Annotated in this window: 14 protein-coding genes and 1 pseudogene; 5 read left to right on the forward strand and 10 right to left on the reverse strand. The window is 62.7% G+C overall.

The window, feature by feature from the left end:
- From AC788_RS13185 to recQ, 4 genes are all read right to left on the reverse strand, one after another.
- Entirely contained in the window at positions 1 to 306 is a 306-nt protein-coding gene (locus AC788_RS13185) for a SelT/SelW/SelH family protein (protein WP_049861042.1), read from the reverse strand.
- Complete coding sequence (locus tag AC788_RS21635; RefSeq protein ID WP_236690520.1) at positions 303 to 2,429, reverse strand: FimV/HubP family polar landmark protein; 2,127 nt, start codon at positions 2,427 to 2,429, stop codon at positions 303 to 305. The genes AC788_RS13185 and AC788_RS21635 overlap by 4 nt, the downstream gene beginning before the upstream one ends.
- An 82-nt stretch (positions 2,430 to 2,511) precedes the next feature.
- Positions 2,512 to 2,949: a MarR family transcriptional regulator gene (locus AC788_RS13195; protein WP_049861044.1), complete on the reverse strand. Its 438-nt coding sequence runs from the start codon at positions 2,947 to 2,949 to the stop codon at positions 2,512 to 2,514.
- Positions 2,950 to 3,071: 122 nt separating this feature from the next.
- Complete coding sequence (gene recQ / locus AC788_RS13200) at positions 3,072 to 5,213, reverse strand: DNA helicase RecQ (RefSeq protein WP_049861045.1); 2,142 nt, start codon at positions 5,211 to 5,213, stop codon at positions 3,072 to 3,074.
- 258 nt (positions 5,214 to 5,471) lie between these two features.
- Between recQ and AC788_RS13205 the strand changes: the two genes are divergently transcribed.
- The 3 genes from AC788_RS13205 to AC788_RS13215 all read left to right on the forward strand — a co-directional run bounded on the left by AC788_RS13205 (position 5,472) and on the right by AC788_RS13215 (position 8,243).
- A complete protein-coding gene (locus tag AC788_RS13205) occupies positions 5,472 to 6,059 on the forward strand; it encodes a UPF0149 family protein (RefSeq protein ID WP_049861046.1) in 588 nt (195 codons plus the stop codon).
- Between the two features lie 9 nt (positions 6,060 to 6,068).
- Entirely contained in the window at positions 6,069 to 6,449 is a 381-nt protein-coding gene (locus tag AC788_RS13210; RefSeq protein WP_049861047.1) for a YbaN family protein, read from the forward strand.
- A 435-nt stretch (positions 6,450 to 6,884) separates the two neighbouring features.
- On the forward strand, positions 6,885 to 8,243 hold the full coding sequence (locus AC788_RS13215) for a TolC family outer membrane protein (RefSeq protein ID WP_049861048.1): 1,359 nt from the start codon (positions 6,885 to 6,887) through the stop codon (positions 8,241 to 8,243).
- A 73-nt stretch (positions 8,244 to 8,316) separates the two neighbouring features.
- Here the strand turns inward: AC788_RS13215 and AC788_RS13220 are convergent, their stop codons facing one another.
- A complete protein-coding gene (locus AC788_RS13220) occupies positions 8,317 to 9,279 on the reverse strand; it encodes a zinc-binding dehydrogenase (protein WP_049861049.1) in 963 nt (320 codons plus the stop codon).
- 139 nt (positions 9,280 to 9,418) lie between these two features.
- Here AC788_RS13220 and AC788_RS13225 point away from each other — a divergent pair, with 139 nt between their 5' ends.
- Positions 9,419 to 11,500: a carboxy terminal-processing peptidase gene (locus tag AC788_RS13225; protein ID WP_177327969.1), complete on the forward strand. Its 2,082-nt coding sequence runs from the start codon at positions 9,419 to 9,421 to the stop codon at positions 11,498 to 11,500.
- A gap of 170 nt (positions 11,501 to 11,670) precedes the next feature.
- Positions 11,671 to 12,852: pseudogene (locus AC788_RS13230) on the forward strand (EAL domain-containing protein); the annotation flags it as partial.
- 8 nt (positions 12,853 to 12,860) lie between these two features.
- Here AC788_RS13230 and AC788_RS13235 read toward each other — a convergent pair.
- The 5 genes from AC788_RS13235 to pcaQ form a co-directional block, all read right to left on the reverse strand.
- Positions 12,861 to 13,232 (reverse strand): hypothetical protein, encoded by a 372-nt coding sequence (locus tag AC788_RS13235; RefSeq protein WP_049861051.1) that lies wholly within the window; start codon positions 13,230 to 13,232, stop codon positions 12,861 to 12,863.
- Entirely contained in the window at positions 13,229 to 13,582 is a 354-nt protein-coding gene (locus tag AC788_RS13240; RefSeq protein ID WP_049861052.1) for a helix-turn-helix domain-containing protein, read from the reverse strand. Before AC788_RS13240 ends, AC788_RS13235 begins: the two co-directional genes overlap by 4 nt.
- Before the next feature lie 115 nt (positions 13,583 to 13,697).
- Positions 13,698 to 14,144 carry a YkvA family protein gene (locus AC788_RS13245; RefSeq protein ID WP_049861053.1) on the reverse strand — a complete coding sequence of 149 codons (447 nt, stop codon included), beginning with the start codon at positions 14,142 to 14,144 and terminating at the stop codon, positions 13,698 to 13,700.
- A gap of 285 nt (positions 14,145 to 14,429) precedes the next feature.
- Positions 14,430 to 15,191, reverse strand: coding sequence for an FKBP-type peptidyl-prolyl cis-trans isomerase (locus tag AC788_RS13250; protein WP_049861054.1), 762 nt, complete (start codon positions 15,189 to 15,191; stop codon positions 14,430 to 14,432).
- A 158-nt stretch (positions 15,192 to 15,349) separates the two neighbouring features.
- The gene (gene pcaQ / locus AC788_RS13255; protein WP_049861055.1) at positions 15,350 to 16,285 is read right to left on the reverse strand and encodes a pca operon transcription factor PcaQ; all 936 of its coding nucleotides are present in this window, start codon (positions 16,283 to 16,285) and stop codon (positions 15,350 to 15,352) included.
- Positions 16,286 to 16,440 lie beyond the last annotated feature (155 nt).

The raw sequence follows: 16,440 nt of genomic DNA on the forward strand, positions 1-16,440 counted from the left end.
TCAGGAAGCTGGGCGCGCAGGCTCGTTGTGGCCAAGGTCACGGGCCGGATCGATCAGGTCGCGAATGCGTTGCTTGAGCACCTTGGCTTCGGGGAAGCCACCGTCGGCCTTGCGCTCCCAGACCTGCACGCCGTCACAGGTGATGTGAAAGGTGCCCCCACTGGCCGGCGCCAGGGCGACCTGGCCCAGGTCCTCGCCGAAGGTGCTGAGCAGTTCCTGAGCCAGCCACGCGGCACGCAGCAACCACTGGCACTGGGTGCAGTAGGTGATCACCACCTGGGGCTTGGCGACGGCGGCCTCGCTCATGCCTCACCCATCCGCGCCAGCAACTGGCGTGCCGCCTGTTTGCTGGACTCGTCGCCGTCCTCCAGCAGTTCGTGCAGCAAGGCGCTGGCTTCGCCTGCATCGCCCTCGTCGAACAACTGCTGGGCCTGATCGAGTTTCTGCGCCGACGCGTGCTGCTGTTCCAGGTCATCGAAATCGACGGTCAGGGCATCCAACTCGGGCAGATCGCTGTCGGCGATGAAGCTGTCGAGGAATTCGTTGTCGATGTCTTCCTGACTCTTGCCGGCCGGGACGTCCTCGGTCTGGGGCTCTTCGATTGGCGGGAGCTCTTCGACTTCGGCGAAATCGCTGAGAAACTGCTCCTCGGGCATCTCGAAGACTTCCGGCAGTTCCTTGAGGTTGCTGGTGAACTCCGGGTCCATTGCCTCTTCGGCCATGGGCACGGCAGCCGGCTTGCTTTTGGGCGCCGGCGTGTCACCGAAGGGGCTGACCAGCGCCCAGTCGGCATCCATGGACAGGTCATCCAGGTTGAGCTGGAATTCATCGTCCTGCTGCGTCGTTGGCGCGGCTTCGGCCGGGGAGTCGAGTGCATCCAGATCGAAATCGGACAAATCGAAGTCGGCTTCCGGGGCAGATTCGGTCGCAGGCGCGGGCTGGGGCTCGGAGTGCACAGGCGCGGCAGCCGCCGCAGCGGCGGCACTGGCGGCCAGCACTGCCGCCGTGGCTGTGGGTGCCAGACTGGCAGGGGCCGTGGCGGCTGGCGACGAAGGTGCTGGAGCTGGTTGAAGATTGGGGAAGCGGCCGCGTATCTCGCTCAGCGTCTGTGGGTTGAAACCAGCCGACAGGAGCAAGGCCTCCTGTTCGGCAAAGCCCTTGGCATTGCCCTGCTGACCGAGCACTTCGAGCATGCGCACGCGCAGGTCGGTACGCTCGGGCTGCCTGGCCAGACCGTCGCGCAGAATACCCAAGGCCTCATTGAAGCGCCCGTAGGCGATATAGATGCTTGCCCCGTCCAGGGCGTCGGTGGCCGTCGGGGCTTCCCGGCGTGGCACCGGCGCAGGCTCGGCGCGCTTGGGTGGCGCGGCTTCCACGACCGAGGGTGCTGCGGCAGTGGCCGGTGGCGCAGGCTGAACCGGCTGGGTCACCACCGGTTCGAAAGCCTCAAGCAATGCCGCCGACTTGCGTTGCCGCTGGCGACGCAACAGCAGCAACAGCGCGATGATCAGCAGCAAGGCAGCCACCAGCGCCAGGATATTCAACCAACCACTACTGTCTTGCGCGGCCGTGGGCGCTGGCGTGGCGACCGGCGCAGGCGCCGAGACCGGTGCAGCGGGTGCTGGCGACGCTACGGGCGCAGGGGTCGCAGTTGCAGTCCCGGGTACGACAGCGGGGGGCGATGCGGCCGGCGTTTCAGCCAACCGCGCCTGCAACTGGGCGACCTCCTTGTCCTTGTCGGCGACCTGCGCCTCAAGGCTCTGCAGGCGCGCCTGCACGTCGTCGAAATTCTTTTGCAGTTGCTGGTTTTCCAGCGCAGCCGCTGCCAGTTGCGCAGCATCCTGCGAAGGCCCCGGCGCAGCGGCCTTGGCAGATGCCTGTCTGGCCGGCTCGTTCGCAGGCTGACTCGAGGTGCGGGGCTTGGCCGGCGCTTCAGCGGGCCGCTGGGTGTTCGCTTGTGCCACCGGCGTACGCTGCGGCGCGCGGTCGGCCAGGCCCGGGCCCATGCCCGGCGGATCGAGCAAGACCGTGAAGGCCCGCAACAACTGCCCGTTTGGCCGACCGACCTGGATCACGAAGCTCATGAACGGCTCGGTGACCACCTTGCTGGAACTGACGTGAATGACCTTGCGGCCACCACTGAAATCGGGCGTGAACTTCAGGTCGTTGAGGAAGAAGCTGCGTTCCACCCCAGCCCTGGCGAACTCTTCGGCTGTCGCCAGGCTGGCACTGATGTCGTCCTGTTCCAACCCGGCCGTGTCGAGCAAGGCGATGTCGGCGCGAAACGGCTGGTTGAGCGACGAGCGCAGTGTCAGCTCACCCAAGCCCAGGGCCGACGCGGCCGTGGAATAGCACAGCGCCAAGGCCCATACCGGTGCCATAAGACGAAGTGAGGCGAACCTTGAACGCGACGGTATACGCACTTGCATGGGAATCCCTTGAAGACCGACATCCAATAACTTTATAGCCTGTGCAACCCGCTTGCTCAAAGCGGATGACGGCCCGTTGACTTCAGGATTTCTTTTCCAGATTCGCCAGGATGCGGCTGTGTACCCGCATGGCGGTGCTCAGTTCTTCTTCGTCGACGCCCGTGAACAGTTCGACACGCAAGGCGTTGGCGATGGTTTCGATCTGCTCGATCAGCGGCCGTGCCGGCGGGCAGAGCATGAGCTTCTTGGCGCGGCGGTCTTCGACCACGGCCTGGCGCTCGACCAGGCCCTGGGCTTCGAGGCTGTCCAGCAGCCGGGCGAGGGTCGGCCCCTCGACGCCTACGCTCTGTGCCAGCTCGCGCTGGGTCGGAGGTTCGTCGAACCGCGCCAGGTGCAGCAGCACCAGCCAACGGGCCTGCGACAATCCCAATCCGGCCAGCCGGCGGTCCAGTTCGGCCCGCCACCCACGGGACATGTGCGCCAGCTGCATTCCGAAGCGATGTTGATCAGTTAACGGCATAGATCTCTCTTGAAAAAACAGCCTCGCGCAAGCAGCGCCTGCGTGAAGGCCGGAGCTGATGATTAGTCAGCTAATCATGACCTTAGCCCACAGGCAAGACTCATGCCCATTGACAGCCTCGTTCACACTTCGAATTCGGACTGCAACGCTGCGCGTACGCAATACAGCACGCCCTCGGGCACACGACCGGCGAATTTCCCTGCAATCTCGGCGACAGCGGGCAATTCCCCCTCGCCGTCGAGAAAGGCGTCCTGTACTTCGCTCATCAATTCTTCGGGAAGGTCCAGCGCCTGCTCCAGCGACAGTTGCTGTTGGCCAATCGCTTCGGCGAGCAGGCTGTAGACATTCTTCTCACTGCACTGTAACTGGCCGGCGATCTGCAGCGGCGTCATACCCGCACGGGCCAGGCTGATGAGCTCGTGGCGGATATCGGCCACCTCGCGTGGCGCTTCTCCGCCGCTGGAACCTGCCAGAACCTGCAGGAAGGCTTCGCCATAACGCTCAAGCTTGCGTGCGCCGACGCCGCTGACCCGGCCCATTTCGGCCATGCTGGTCGGCTGGCTGCGGAGCATTTCCAACAAAGTGGAGTCAGGGAAGATGACATAGGGCGGTACTGCATGCTCCTGGGCCAGGTTGCGACGCAAGGTACGCAGCGCTTCCCACTGTTCGCGCTCTTCGCCGCGCACCAGTTGGCTGGCCGGGCTGGCCGAGCCGCTGCCACGGGTGGAGGACGTCTGCGGCTTGAGCTCCTTGCGCAGCGCAAGCGTCACCTCGCCGCGCAGCAGCGGACGGCAGCTGTCGCTCAGGCGCAGACCGCCATAGCCTTCCAGGTCGATGTCGGCCAGACCGCGCGCGACCACCTGGCGATACAGCGAACGCCACTCTCCTTCCGAGCGGCCCTTGCCGACACCGAACACCGCCAGCTTGTCGTGGCCGAAACTGCGCACCTTCTCGGTGTCCTTGCCCAGCAGCACGTCCACCAGATGGCCAACGCCATAGCGCTGCCCGGTGCGGTAGATCGCCGACAGCGCCTGACGGGCCGGCTCGGTGGCGTCCCAGGTCTGCACGCCGTCGACACAGTTGTCGCAGTGACCGCAGGGCTGGGGCATGTCTTCGTCGAAATAGGCCAGCAGCGCCTGCCGACGGCAGCGGGTTTCTTCGCACAACGCCAGCATGGCGTCGAGCTTGTGATGCTCCAGACGCTTGTGCCGCTCGTCGCCTTCGGAATTCTGCAGCATCTGCTTGAGCATCAGCACATCCTGCAGCCCGTAGGCCATCCAGGCATCGGCCGGCAGACCATCGCGACCGGCGCGACCGGTTTCCTGGTAGTAGGCCTCCAGCGACTTGGGCAGGTCCATGTGCGCCACGAAGCGTACGTTCGGTTTGTCGATGCCCATGCCGAAGGCGATGGTGGCGACCATGATCAAGCCTTCCTCGTTGAGGAAGCGCTTCTGGTTGGCGGCCCGCGTCGCCGCCGGCAGGCCGGCGTGGTACGGCAGCGCCGGAAAGTTGTTCTCGCACAGGAAGGCGGCGACCTCGTCGACTTTCTTGCGTGACAGGCAATAGACGATGCCGGCGTCGCTGCGCCGTTCGGCGAGAAACGCCAGCAACTGTTTGCGCGGGCTTTCCTTGGGCACGATGCGGTAGAAGATGTTGGGCCGGTCGAAGCTGGAAAGAAAACGTTCGGCATCCTGCAGGTGCAGACGGGTGACGATCTCTTCACGGGTGCGCTTGTCGGCGGTGGCGGTCAGGGCGATCCGCGGCACGTGGGGAAACTGTTCGGCCAACTGGCCCAACTGCAGGTATTCGGGACGGAAATCGTGGCCCCATTGGGAAACGCAGTGGGCTTCGTCGATGGCGAACAGGGCAATGTCCAGGCCGCGGAGAAAATCCAGCATGCGCGGCTGCACCAGACGCTCGGGCGCCAGGTACAGCATCTTTATTTCACCACGGCGAATGCGCGCGGCCAGCTCACGCTGCTCGTCGGCACTGAGCGTGGAGTTGAGCGCCGCGGCGGCCACCCCGAGCTCCTCGAGGGTGGCGACCTGGTCGTCCATCAGGGCGATCAGCGGCGAGACCACCACCGCCAGGCCGTCGCGCAACAGCGCCGGCACCTGAAAGCACAGTGATTTGCCGCCACCGGTGGGCATCAATACCAAGGCATCGCCACCGCGGGCCACACGCTCGATAATGGCACCCTGGCGACCGCGGAAGCTGTCGTAGCCGAAGATGTCCTTAAGAACGCGTTGAGCCTGTTCGAGCATGGGTCACTCCAGAAATCGTAAAACCACCCGGGCCGCACAGGCTGGATGAAAACCGCTTTCGCTGCATCCGCCATTGCGTAAGCGCGGGTTACCACCCCGTGGATTCGGGGCCTGAGCGAAAGACCGCGGCAGTATACCCCAGTGCCTGCAGCGTCGCGCGGCAGCCGGACATCCTGCCATTTCACCCCTTGGGTGGCGCACAAGGCCTAACAAGGCCTAGAATTCACTATCCGCATAGTCTTCCAAGGTAACCTGTTAATGTCCTTCGCCGAGCAACTGACCCGCCTGCAAGCCTTCCTCGACGCCGATGAGCTGCATGACGAGGCGCTGGACTACGTCGCCGCCCATGGCTACCTGACCGCCCTGTCGATCTGTTCCGAAGACGTCCCTGAGCGTGAGTGGATCGATGCCCTCTTCGCCGAGCCGCCTCACTACAGCGACGACGCCCAGCGTGAAGAGATCGAAGGCACCCTCATCCAGCTCAAGGCGCATATCGCTCGCCAGCTGGCCAGCGACGAAGAGTTCGAGCTGCCGTGCGATCTCGATCTGGGCGATGAGCCGGACGATTCCGACCTGCGCGGTTGGTGCATCGGTTTCATGGAAGGCGTGTTCCTGCGCGAAGCCGCTTGGTTCGAAACCGCCGAGGACGAAGTCAGCGAAATGCTCCTGCCGATCATGGTCGGTTCCGGCCTGTTCGACGAGCAACCGGAGTTTTCCGACATTGCCGCCGATGCCAACCTCATGGACGACATGATCGTGCAGATCCCCGAGGCGCTGACGGCCCTCTACCTGCTGTGCAACGCCCCGGATGAAAAACCGGCGATTCTCAAGCCGCGCCATCACTAAGCAACGGCCGTGGCTCAAGCCCGGCCAGCCTGGCTGCGCTACCTGCTGCTGGGCATTGGTTGCGCAAGCGTCTGCCTGGGCGTCATCGGCATCTTCCTACCGATCATGCCCACCACCCCATTCCTCCTGCTGGCGGCTGCGTGTTTCGCACGAAGCTCGCCGCGCTTCCACGCCTGGCTGCTTGGCCATCCACGGCTGGGGCCTTTGCTCAAAGCCTATCTGAACGGCAAAGGCATTCCCTTGAAAGCCAAGGTGCTGGCGATCGGTTCGATGTGGATCAGCATCGCCGTGTCGTGCTGGCTCGTGCCATGGCCATGGCTGCGAGTGCTGATGATAGCTGTGGCGCTGGCAGTCACTGTTTATATCGCTTTGCAGAAAACACGCACATGACTCCGGTCATTGGCGACGAATGGTCATGCCCTGATAAAACCTTAATTAAATCAATTAGCTAATCTTTAATATAAGTCTGGATCAACGGTGATACAGACGCCTAAAAATGACAGTTTTCCGTCACTATTTTGACTCAAGCCTCCCGCCTTAGCTTTGGCGCAGCCTGCCACCCCCCAAAACGCTGGCCCTAAGCCTTGTACCCCACGCAACCCCGCTCCCTGCTTGCTCTTCAGCCGCTATGAAATCTATTTGCCATCATCGCAAGGAATGATGGCATAACTATTTTTTGCTCTATATCATGTGAAAATTCCGTTGAAAGCGCTGCCCTCGGTGCCTCGATTGCGCCTATCACAAACCTTAAACGGACTTTTAAACAAGTTGTTCGCCAACATTCTGGCGTATGCCTGACTTCAAACATAACGGAGAAGCACCCGAATGCGCGTTTTCACCCCCATCTGCAGCGCGATCTTGTTGGCCATGGCGTGCTCGCACGCGCAAGCCATGTCACTCACCCAGGCGATCCAGAGCACCGTGGATAACCATCCTGAGCTGGCATCCAACATCAACAGTCGCCTGGCCGCGGATGAGGACACGAAAATCGCCCAGGGCGCCTACCGCCCCAGCGTTGATTTCGTTGCCGGCTACGGTCGCGAGCGTTCGGACAACCTGAACACCCGCGCCCGTGGTGACCATAACAAGGAAACGCTGAACTACACCCAGTCGGAACTGCGTCTGCGCCAGATGCTGTTCGACGGCTCCAGCGCTTCCAGCGAAATCAGCCGGACTCGCTCCACCGCTACGTCCCGTGCCTACTACGTCCAGGCCACCGCCCAGGACCTGGCCCTGCGCGCCGTTCAGGTGTACCTGGATGTACTGCGCAACCGCGAATTGGTGACCCTGGCCAAGAACAACCTGCAGGCGCACTTGCGCGTCAACGACCAGATCGGCCTGCGCAGCGAGCGCGGCGTCGGCAGCACGGCTGACGTCGACCAGTCGCGTGCCCGTCGCGCCCTGGCTGAGAACAACTACAACACCGCCCAGGTCAACCTGGCCGATGCCGAAGCTGCGTTCTTCAGCGCCGTGGGCCGTATGCCCGACGAGCTGGAACCCCTGCCTTCGATCCGTGGTGAACTGCCAGGCGACCTGAACGCCGCGCGCCAGTCCATGATGGAAAACAATCCGTACCTCAAATCGGCCCAGGCCGACGTGCAGGCTGCCGAGAGCCAGTATGAAGGCGCCAAGTCCGCGTTCTACCCACGGGTCGATGCCGAACTGGCCACCGGAGCCAACAACAACCTGTCCGGCGAGCGCGGTCACAACAACACCGACTGGCGTGCAGGCGTGAGCATGAGCTACAACCTGTACCGTGGCGGCAGCGACAAGGCTCGCCTGCAGGGTGACGCGCACCGCATCAACCAGGCCATGGACATCCGCAACAACGCCCTGCGTCAGTTGAACGAAAACCTGGCGCTGTCGTGGAACGCGATGAAAAACGCCGGCACGCAAATCCCGTATGCCCGCGAATACGCCGAAACTACCACGCGCGTGCGTGCGGCCTATCAGGACCAGTTCGGTCTGGGCCAGCGGACCTTGCTCGACGTGCTCGACAGTGAAAACGAGCTGTACACCGCCAACACCCGCTACGCTGAAGTCCGCTACACCGAGGAATACTCGATGTATCGCGTGCTCTCCAACATGGGTGAGCTGCTGGCCAAGACTCGCGTCGTGCTGCCGGCCGAAGCCGTGGCGCTGACCGAAGTGAAGAGCGAAGCGCGTCTGCCTGAAATGCGCTGATTGCCGCCATGGCGAAACCCGTGGCCTCTCGTTCGCAGCCGGTCACGGATTTCGTCCAACGACAGCCCTGGGCTCAGCTCAGGGTTTCGTCGATCACCAGTACCACCTTCCCCGAAATCTGATTGCTTGCCAGCGCTTCGAACGCCGCTTCGGCGTCGGCGATCGGGAACGTCTTGGCCAACTGCGACTTCAAGCGCCCTTCTGTGAACAATGGCCATACCTGCTGGCCCAGGTCACTGAGCAGGTCGGCCTTGAACGCATCGTCACGGCTGCGCAACGTTGAACCCTGCAAGCGCACGCGCTTGGTCAGCACCTTGGCCAGGTCGAACTGCGCCTCGCGGCCGCCCATCAGGCCGATCATCACCCAGCGTCCATCCAGCGCTACCACGTCCAGGTTCAGCTCGCTGTAATTGGCGCCCACCGGATCGAGGATCACATCGAACGGGCCCAGGTCCTTCAACCCTTCCAGGCCGTCACCTCGCACCACGCCGCCCTGTGCACCCAGTGCTTCGCAGTAGGCCAGGCGCTCGGCGGAGCCGACGCTGACCCAGGTCGGGTTGCCGAATGCCTTGCACAGCTGGATTGCCGCCGAGCCGATGCCACTGGCGCCAGCATGCAGCAGGACCTTCTCGCCCGGTTGCAGATCGGCCAGCTGGAACAGGTTCAGCCACACCGTCGCGTAGACCTCGACGATGCCTGCGGCCTCGTGCAGGCTCAGCCCCTCGGGCACGGGCAGCACGTGACGGCCATCGACCACCACCTCCTCGGCCATGCCACCCCCGGCCAGCAACGTGCATACCCTGTCGCCAATCTGCCAGGACGAACCGACGCCGACCTCGCTGATGACGCCTGCACACTCAAGGCCCAGAATATCGCTGGCGCCCGGTGGCGGCGGGTACAGGCCGGCGCGCTGCATCAGATCGGCCCGGTTGAGACCGGCCGCGGCGACGCGAATCTTCACTTGACCTACGTCACACGTCGGGCTCGGCCGTTCGCTCCACTCCACATGTCCTTCCACGCCTTGCAATGCCTTCACGGTGCCTCCATAGTTGAGTCATGACTGAGCCCGACGCCTTGGCGCCGGGCTTTTCGCATTATGCGTCCGGCTTCAACGGAACCGGCGAATTCAAAGACGGCCTAATATGCGTGATCAATTGCCCCCACGTCGAATCAGCATGAAGCATTTCATTCCCGGCAGTGCCCTGGCGCTGTGTATCGGCCTCGGCAGTTTGTCGATGTCCGCCAATACCTTGGCCGCCAACAGCTGGGACAAACTTCAGCCGGATCGCGACGAAGTGGTGGCCAGCCTCAATGTGGTCGAGCTGCTCAAGCGCCATCATTACAGCAAGCCGCCGCTCAACGATGCGCGCTCGGTCATCATCTATGACAGCTACATCAAGCTGCTCGATCCCTCGCGCAGCTATTTCACGGCAGCCGACATCGCCGAGTTCGACAAATGGAAGACTCAGTTCGACGATTTCCTGAAGAACGGCAACCTGGATCCCGGCTTCATCATCTACAAGCGCTATCTGGATCGGGTCAAGGCCCGTCTGGACTTTGCCCTGGCTGAACTGAACAAGGGCGTCGACAAGTTCGACTTCACCACCAAGGAAACCCTGCTGGTCGATCGCAAGGACGCCCCTTGGCTGAAGAACGAAGCGGAGCTGGACGACCTATGGCGCAAGCGCGTGAAGGATGAGGTGCTTCGTCAGAAGATCGCCGGAAAAGACGCCGCGCAGATTCAGGAAACCCTGTCCAAGCGCTACAAGAACCAGCTGGCTCGCCTGGACCAGACCCGCGCCGAAGATATCTTCCAGGCGTACATCAACACCTTCGCCCAGTCCTACGATCCGCACACCAACTACCTGTCGCCGGACAATGCGGAAAACTTCGACATCAACATGAGCCTGTCGCTCGAAGGCATCGGTGCGGTCCTGCAAAGCGATAACGATCAGGTCAAGATCGTGCGTCTGGTACCTGCCGGTCCGGCCGACAAGACCAAGCAGGTCGCCCCTGCCGACAAGATCATCGGCGTCGCCCAGGGCGACAAGGAAATGGTCGACGTGGTCGGCTGGCGCCTGGATGAAGTGGTCAAGCTGATTCGCGGCCCGAAAGGCTCCACCGTGCGCCTTGAAGTGATTCCGCACACCAATGCGCCCAACGATCAGACCAGCAAGATCGTCTCGATCACCCGCGAAGCGGTCAAGCTCGAAGAGCAGGCGGCGAAGAAGTCGATCCTCAACCTCAAGGAAAACGGTCGCGACTACAAGCTGGGCGTGATCGAGATTCCAGCCTTCTACCTGGACTTCAAGGCGTTCCGCGCCGGTGACCCGGACTACAAGTCGACCACCCGCGATGTGCGCAAGCTGCTCACCGAGCTGCAGAAGGAAAAAGTCGACGGCGTGGTCATCGACCTGCGCAACAACGGCGGCGGCTCCCTCCAGGAAGCCACCGAACTGACCAGCCTGTTCATCGAGAAAGGCCCGACCGTATTGGTGCGCAACGCCGATGGCCGTGTCGACGTGCTCGAGGATGAAAACCCCGGCGCGTTCTACAAAGGCCCGCTGGCGCTGCTGGTGAACCGTCTGTCCGCTTCGGCCTCTGAGATTTTCGCCGGTGCCATGCAGGATTATCACCGCGCTCTGATCGTTGGCGGACAGACCTTCGGCAAGGGCACGGTGCAGACCATTCAGCCGCTCAACCACGGCGAGCTCAAGCTGACCCTGGCCAAGTTCTACCGGGTTTCCGGACAGAGCACCCAGCATCAGGGCGTGCTGCCGGACATCGCCTACCCGTCGATCATCGATACCAAGGAGATCGGCGAGAGCGCCCTGCCCGAAGCGATGCCGTGGGACACCATCCGCCCGGCCATCAAGCCGGCCAGTGATCCGTTCAAGCCGTACTTGGCCAAGCTGACCGCCGATCATGACGCGCGCACCGTCAAGGATCCGGAATTCATCTACATCCGCGATCGCCTGGCCCTGGCCGAGCAGTTGATGAAAGAGAAGACCGTGAGCCTGAACGAGGCCGATCGTCGTGCCCAGCACAGCGACATCGAAGCCAAGCAACTGGCGTTGGAAAACACCCGTCGCAAGGCCAAGGGCGAAGAGCCGCTCAAAGAGCTGAAGAAGGAAGACGAAGACGCACTGGGCGCCGATCCGGACAAGACCAAACCGGAAGACGACGCTTACCTGGCAGAGACCGGGCGCATCCTGCTCGACTACCTGAAACTCAATACGTCGGTGGCCAAGCACTGATCCACGGAAGTAATGACTGCAACGTGACACCTGCGTCATCAAACCGAAATGAAGCTGTCGTGAAATAGGGACCCGCTGCGTAAGCAGCGGGTCTTTTTTTGCGTCTGGCCCGGTGCTTTCAACCTGTTTCACGCATCAGTCAGAACGACCTTCAGCAAGGTAGCGTACCGATGACCGTCATTGAACAGCTCAGCGCCCTGGACACCATTCTGGCCCAAGGCGGTGTGCACAGCTTGTTCCAGCCCATCGTGTCACTGTCCCAGCGACAGATCCTGGGCTTCGAGGCATTGAGTCGAGGGCCGTCGAACAGCCCGCTGCACTCGCCGATCAATCTGTTCGCCGTCGCCCGCCAGGCCGGGCGGCTCAACGAGCTGGAGATGATGTGCCGCGAAACCGCCTGCCGCCGCTTCAGCGAACAGCGCCTGGACGGCAAGCTGTTTCTCAACGTGTCGCCTGAGTCGCTGCTCGAACCGCTGCACGAAAACGGCCGCACCTTGCAGTTGTTGCAACGCTACGGCATCAGCCCGAACCAGGTGGTCATCGAACTCACCGAACAGACCCCTACCGACGATTTCCAACTGCTGTTCAACGCCCTGCATCATTACCGTGCCATGGGGTTTTCCATTGCCCTGGACGACTTGGGAGCAGGCTATTCGAGTCTGCGCCTGTGGTCGGAATTGCGCCCGGACTACGTGAAGATCGACCGTCACTTCATCGATGGCATTCACCAGGACGCCCTCAAGCGTGAGTTCGTCGGCTCCATCCTGCAGATCGCCAAGGCCTCCAAAGCCCAGGTGATCGCCGAGGGCATCGAGCTGGAGGAGGAGTTGCTGGTGCTCATCGAGATGGGCGTCGACCTGGTCCAGGGCTATCTGCTCTGCCGTCCTCAGGAGCAGCCGCCACGGGATGCCCGGGCGCTGATTCCTGATCTGGAAGACAGCCATCCTCCCCTGGGCGGAGACGGCGGCGACCTGGCCGCGCTGATCATCGAACAAGCCGCGGTGCAGCGCGATACCTCGACCCGGCAAGTGCTGGAAGCCTTCCGCCTGCAAGCCGACCTGAACACCCTGGCCGTGGTCGATGACGAGGGCCATCCCTGTGGCATCGTCCATCGGCACGCACTGTCGGATGCACTGCTCAAGCCCCTCGCCGCCGACCTGTTCGCGCGTAAGCCGATCAGCCGACTGATGAGCAGTGAATTCCTCGCGGTCGACATCAAGCAGTCCCTGCAACAGGTCAGTCGCCTACTGACCGGGCGTGCACGGCAACGGATCGAAGAGGACTTCGTGATCGTTCAAGGTGGGCGATACCTGGGCTTGGGCCGACTGATCGACGTACTCAGACTGATCACCGGGCCGGCCTAGACCGCCGTGCTGGACGGGTACGCATACTCGAACACGCGCACCACTTCCGAGGCGTGCCAGGCGGCAGCCGCCACGCCATCCGATGGACCGGAGAAGCGCCCGAGCTTTTCAACGCACTCGAAAAAGCCGGGACGCGGCAGCCGGCTGGCGCCTTGGCTGATCACCAGCGAGCTGCGCAACGGTTGGTCCGCGCGGGCATCGAGCATGGCCAGGTATTCCAGCGCCGCCGTCAGGGTCTGCATGGCAGGCGTGGGCAATGCCAGACGTTCGAGCAGCGCGCGGTAGGTGAGCAAGTGGCGCTGGTGCCGTGCAACGTCGAGCTCGCTCAGCAAGCCCTCCCATTGTTGCCGACTGATGCGCACGCTCACGACTCGCTGCTCCAGCCCGGCACCCCCAATTCCCAGGCAAGGCTGCGGCGGATGGCAGCATCGGGCTCGCGCTCGCCGGTTTCGATCATCGACAGGTAGGAAGGACTGATGCCGACCGCGCGGGCCAGACTGTCCAGAGGCACGCCCTGGGTCTCGCGCAATTCGCGCAGGCGCTGGAAGCTGGGAGGTGGGACGTGAGCGGCCGTAGCAGCCGGTTCGCTGGACGCTTCGGTGTCTGAAGACTGCTCGACCGAGCTGCCTGCGGCGGCAGCCAGAAGCCGTTGATACTCGGCCCATGGCACCACCGCGTATTCCGGCTGGCCGTCGCGGCTTATCACCTGAACCCCCATTGCATCCTCCCGCACGATGGCTGCCTACATCGGATGATGCAAGCGTAATGCGGGGATGTTAACAGGGGATCGCCGACTTCGGGGCGTTAACTGCGCACCGAAGTCGGCAGATGTATCAGCGGTGGGATTTTTCCAGCTCGAGCTCCTGCTCCGAAGCCGGCAGGCGTTCGACGACCCGCAGCTTCTCCGGAGACTGCCGCTCGCGCCAGGCACGGAAGGTGTCCAGTTCACCGGACAGGGTTTTCATTACCCAGGCCAGGACCGCGATGTCGTCCAGCATGCCGACGCCCAACAGCCAGTCGGGAATGGCATCGATGGGGCTGACGAAGTAGACCAGGCCAGCGACGATGGACAGCAACGCCTTCGGGCTGATGTTGCGGTACTCGCCCCGCCAGTAGGCCAGGCACAGGGCCTGGAGCAGTTGCACGTCTTCCTTCAGGGCGCCCAGCCGATAGCCCTTGCCCTTGCGCGCCACGGCGAAGATCAAGGCCGGCAGGCGGCCCCGACTCAGGATGCGTTCGGCAATGGGCAGAAAACGGGTGAAATTCCAAGGTGCCTTCATGAGCCCTCCGGTGCCGAATGGTGGTTTCAGGTTATCCACAGTATTTGTGGATAACCTTGTGAACAGAGCCGCTTTTCGCGCCTGACCCGCCCGGTTTTCAAGGGCTGAGGTCAAATCGGGCGTTTTTTACTCACACAAAAAAGCCACGAAAATTCTTGACGCAGTGTTCCGAAAACGGCTAGTGCAGCTTCATCTCAGACCCATTGGCCAAGGCCCGGTTCAAACGAAAACGCCCCGTCGAGACGGGGCGTTTCATCAAGCCGTGACGCTTCGCAGCAATAGCGCTTACTTGGCGGGTGCGGCTTCTTCGACTTCGGCATCGTCGGTTTCGGCAGCAGCGTCGGCAGCAGCCTTCGCAGCGTCCTTGATGGCGATCAGCTCGAGGTCGAACACCAGCACCGAGTTGGCCGGAATGGTCGGGCTCGGGCTCTGGGCGCCGTAGGCCAGATCGGCCGGGATGAACAGCTTGACCTTCTCGCCGACGTGCATCAGTTGCAGGCCTTCGACCCAGCCTGGAATCACGCCGCTGACCGGCAGATCGATCGGGGCGCCGCGCTCGATGGAGCTATCGAAGACCTTGCCGTCGATCAGCTTGCCTTCGTAATGGACGGTAACCACGTCGGTCGGCTTGGGCTGAGCGCCGTCGGCCTTCTTGATGACCTGGTACTGCAGGCCCGAAGCGGTGGTGACCACGCCGTCTTTCTTGCCATTTTCCTCGAGGAACTTCTTGCCGGCGGTCTGGGCCTCGGCGTTCATCTTGGTCATGCGTTCTTCAGCGCGTTTCTGCAGATCGGCGAAAGCTGCGACCAGCTCATCGTCCTTGATCTTCTGCTCTTTCTTGCCGACGGCGTCTTCGATACCCAGCGCTACGGCCTTGGAGTCGAGATCGTCCATACCTTCCTGAGCCAGGCTCTTGCCCATGTTCAGGCCGATACCGTAGGAAGCTTTTTGCGCCGGGGTTTTGAGCTCGACGCTGGTCTGGGAATCGCAACCTGCGAGGACCAGGGTGACCAAGGCAACTGCCGCCGCCAACCGATGCTGTTTCATGCTATTTCCTTGTTCATGCGCCATAAGGGCAATCGAGTGAGGCCGCGAGCTTATCAGGCGGCCACGACCAATGGCTACCGGCATGAGAGAGGCAAAAAGCCGATAAGTTCAGGCCAGCAAAAGGAAAGTGGCTCGGCAGCGGCTCTATGAAAGATGTGTCATGGGAAGGTGGAGGACTGCTCATACTGCGCAGCCACTTCACGCACCACCTCACACAGCCATTGCGCCGGCATCGACAGCTGCAGCGCGGCGTTGCGGCAGATGCCCACCGAGCCGCCCGGCTCGTGCACACCCAGATCCAGTTCGTACAACTGGCCGGTGGCGATGTCGCGTTGCACCGCATCGCGTGGCGCGACCCAGATGGCATCGCTGCTGGCGACGTAGCGTCGACTGAGGGTCGGCGAAAGCGTTTCCAGACGTTGCGCAGACGGGGTGATCGCGCATTGCACGAACAAGCTGTCGGCGTGCTTGCGGATGGTCGTCCCAGCCAGCGGCAGTACCCACGGGCAGGCGCCGACCTGTTCGGCGTCCAACGGGCGCACTTCGAGCAGCGGATGGCCCGGACGTACCACCAGGGTCATCGACTCGCTGTACAGGTGCTCGAACGACAGGCCCTGGATCTGCGGGCTGTCGGTCATGCGGCCGATCACCAGGTCCAGTTCGCCCACGTGCAGTTGCGCCAGCAGGTAGGCCCCCGGCCCGGTCGCGACGCTGACGACCAGCGCGGCATGGCGCGCGTGCAGGCGGCAGAGCACTTCCGGCAACAATTGGCTTTCGACGGTGGACAGCACACCGATGCGCACCTGGGGCGCTTCGTGCGGCTCGCCGCGCAGGCTGCTGACGCCGTCGCGCAGGGCCTGCACGCAGGGGCCGGCGTAGCGCATGAAGCGCACGCCTGCGGCCGTCAGCTCGACCCCGCTCTTGTCGCGCTCGAACAGGCGGGTCTGCAACAGGTCTTCGAGTTCCTTGAGGGTCTTGGAAATCGCCGGCTGGCTGATGGACAAGGTGTCGGCGGCCTTGGCGAAGCTGCCCTGACGGGCAATTTCGAGAAAGCACAGCAGGTGGCGGAATTTGATGCGGCTGTCGAGGTTCATGGCGCCAATCGTAGCATTGGGCCTTGGGGTTTGCTTTGGTAGTGAGGGCCTCTTCGCGGGCAGAGCCCGCTCCCACAAAGAACTCGAGTGCAACGAAAATCCAATGTGGGAGCGGGGCGGGCGGCGAGCTCTCTGCCCGCGAAGAGGCCAGCAAG

Origin of the sequence: Pseudomonas sp. RIT-PI-a (assembly GCF_001187875.1) — a bacterium.
Classification (GTDB): domain Bacteria; phylum Pseudomonadota; class Gammaproteobacteria; order Pseudomonadales; family Pseudomonadaceae; genus Aquipseudomonas; species Aquipseudomonas coleopterorum.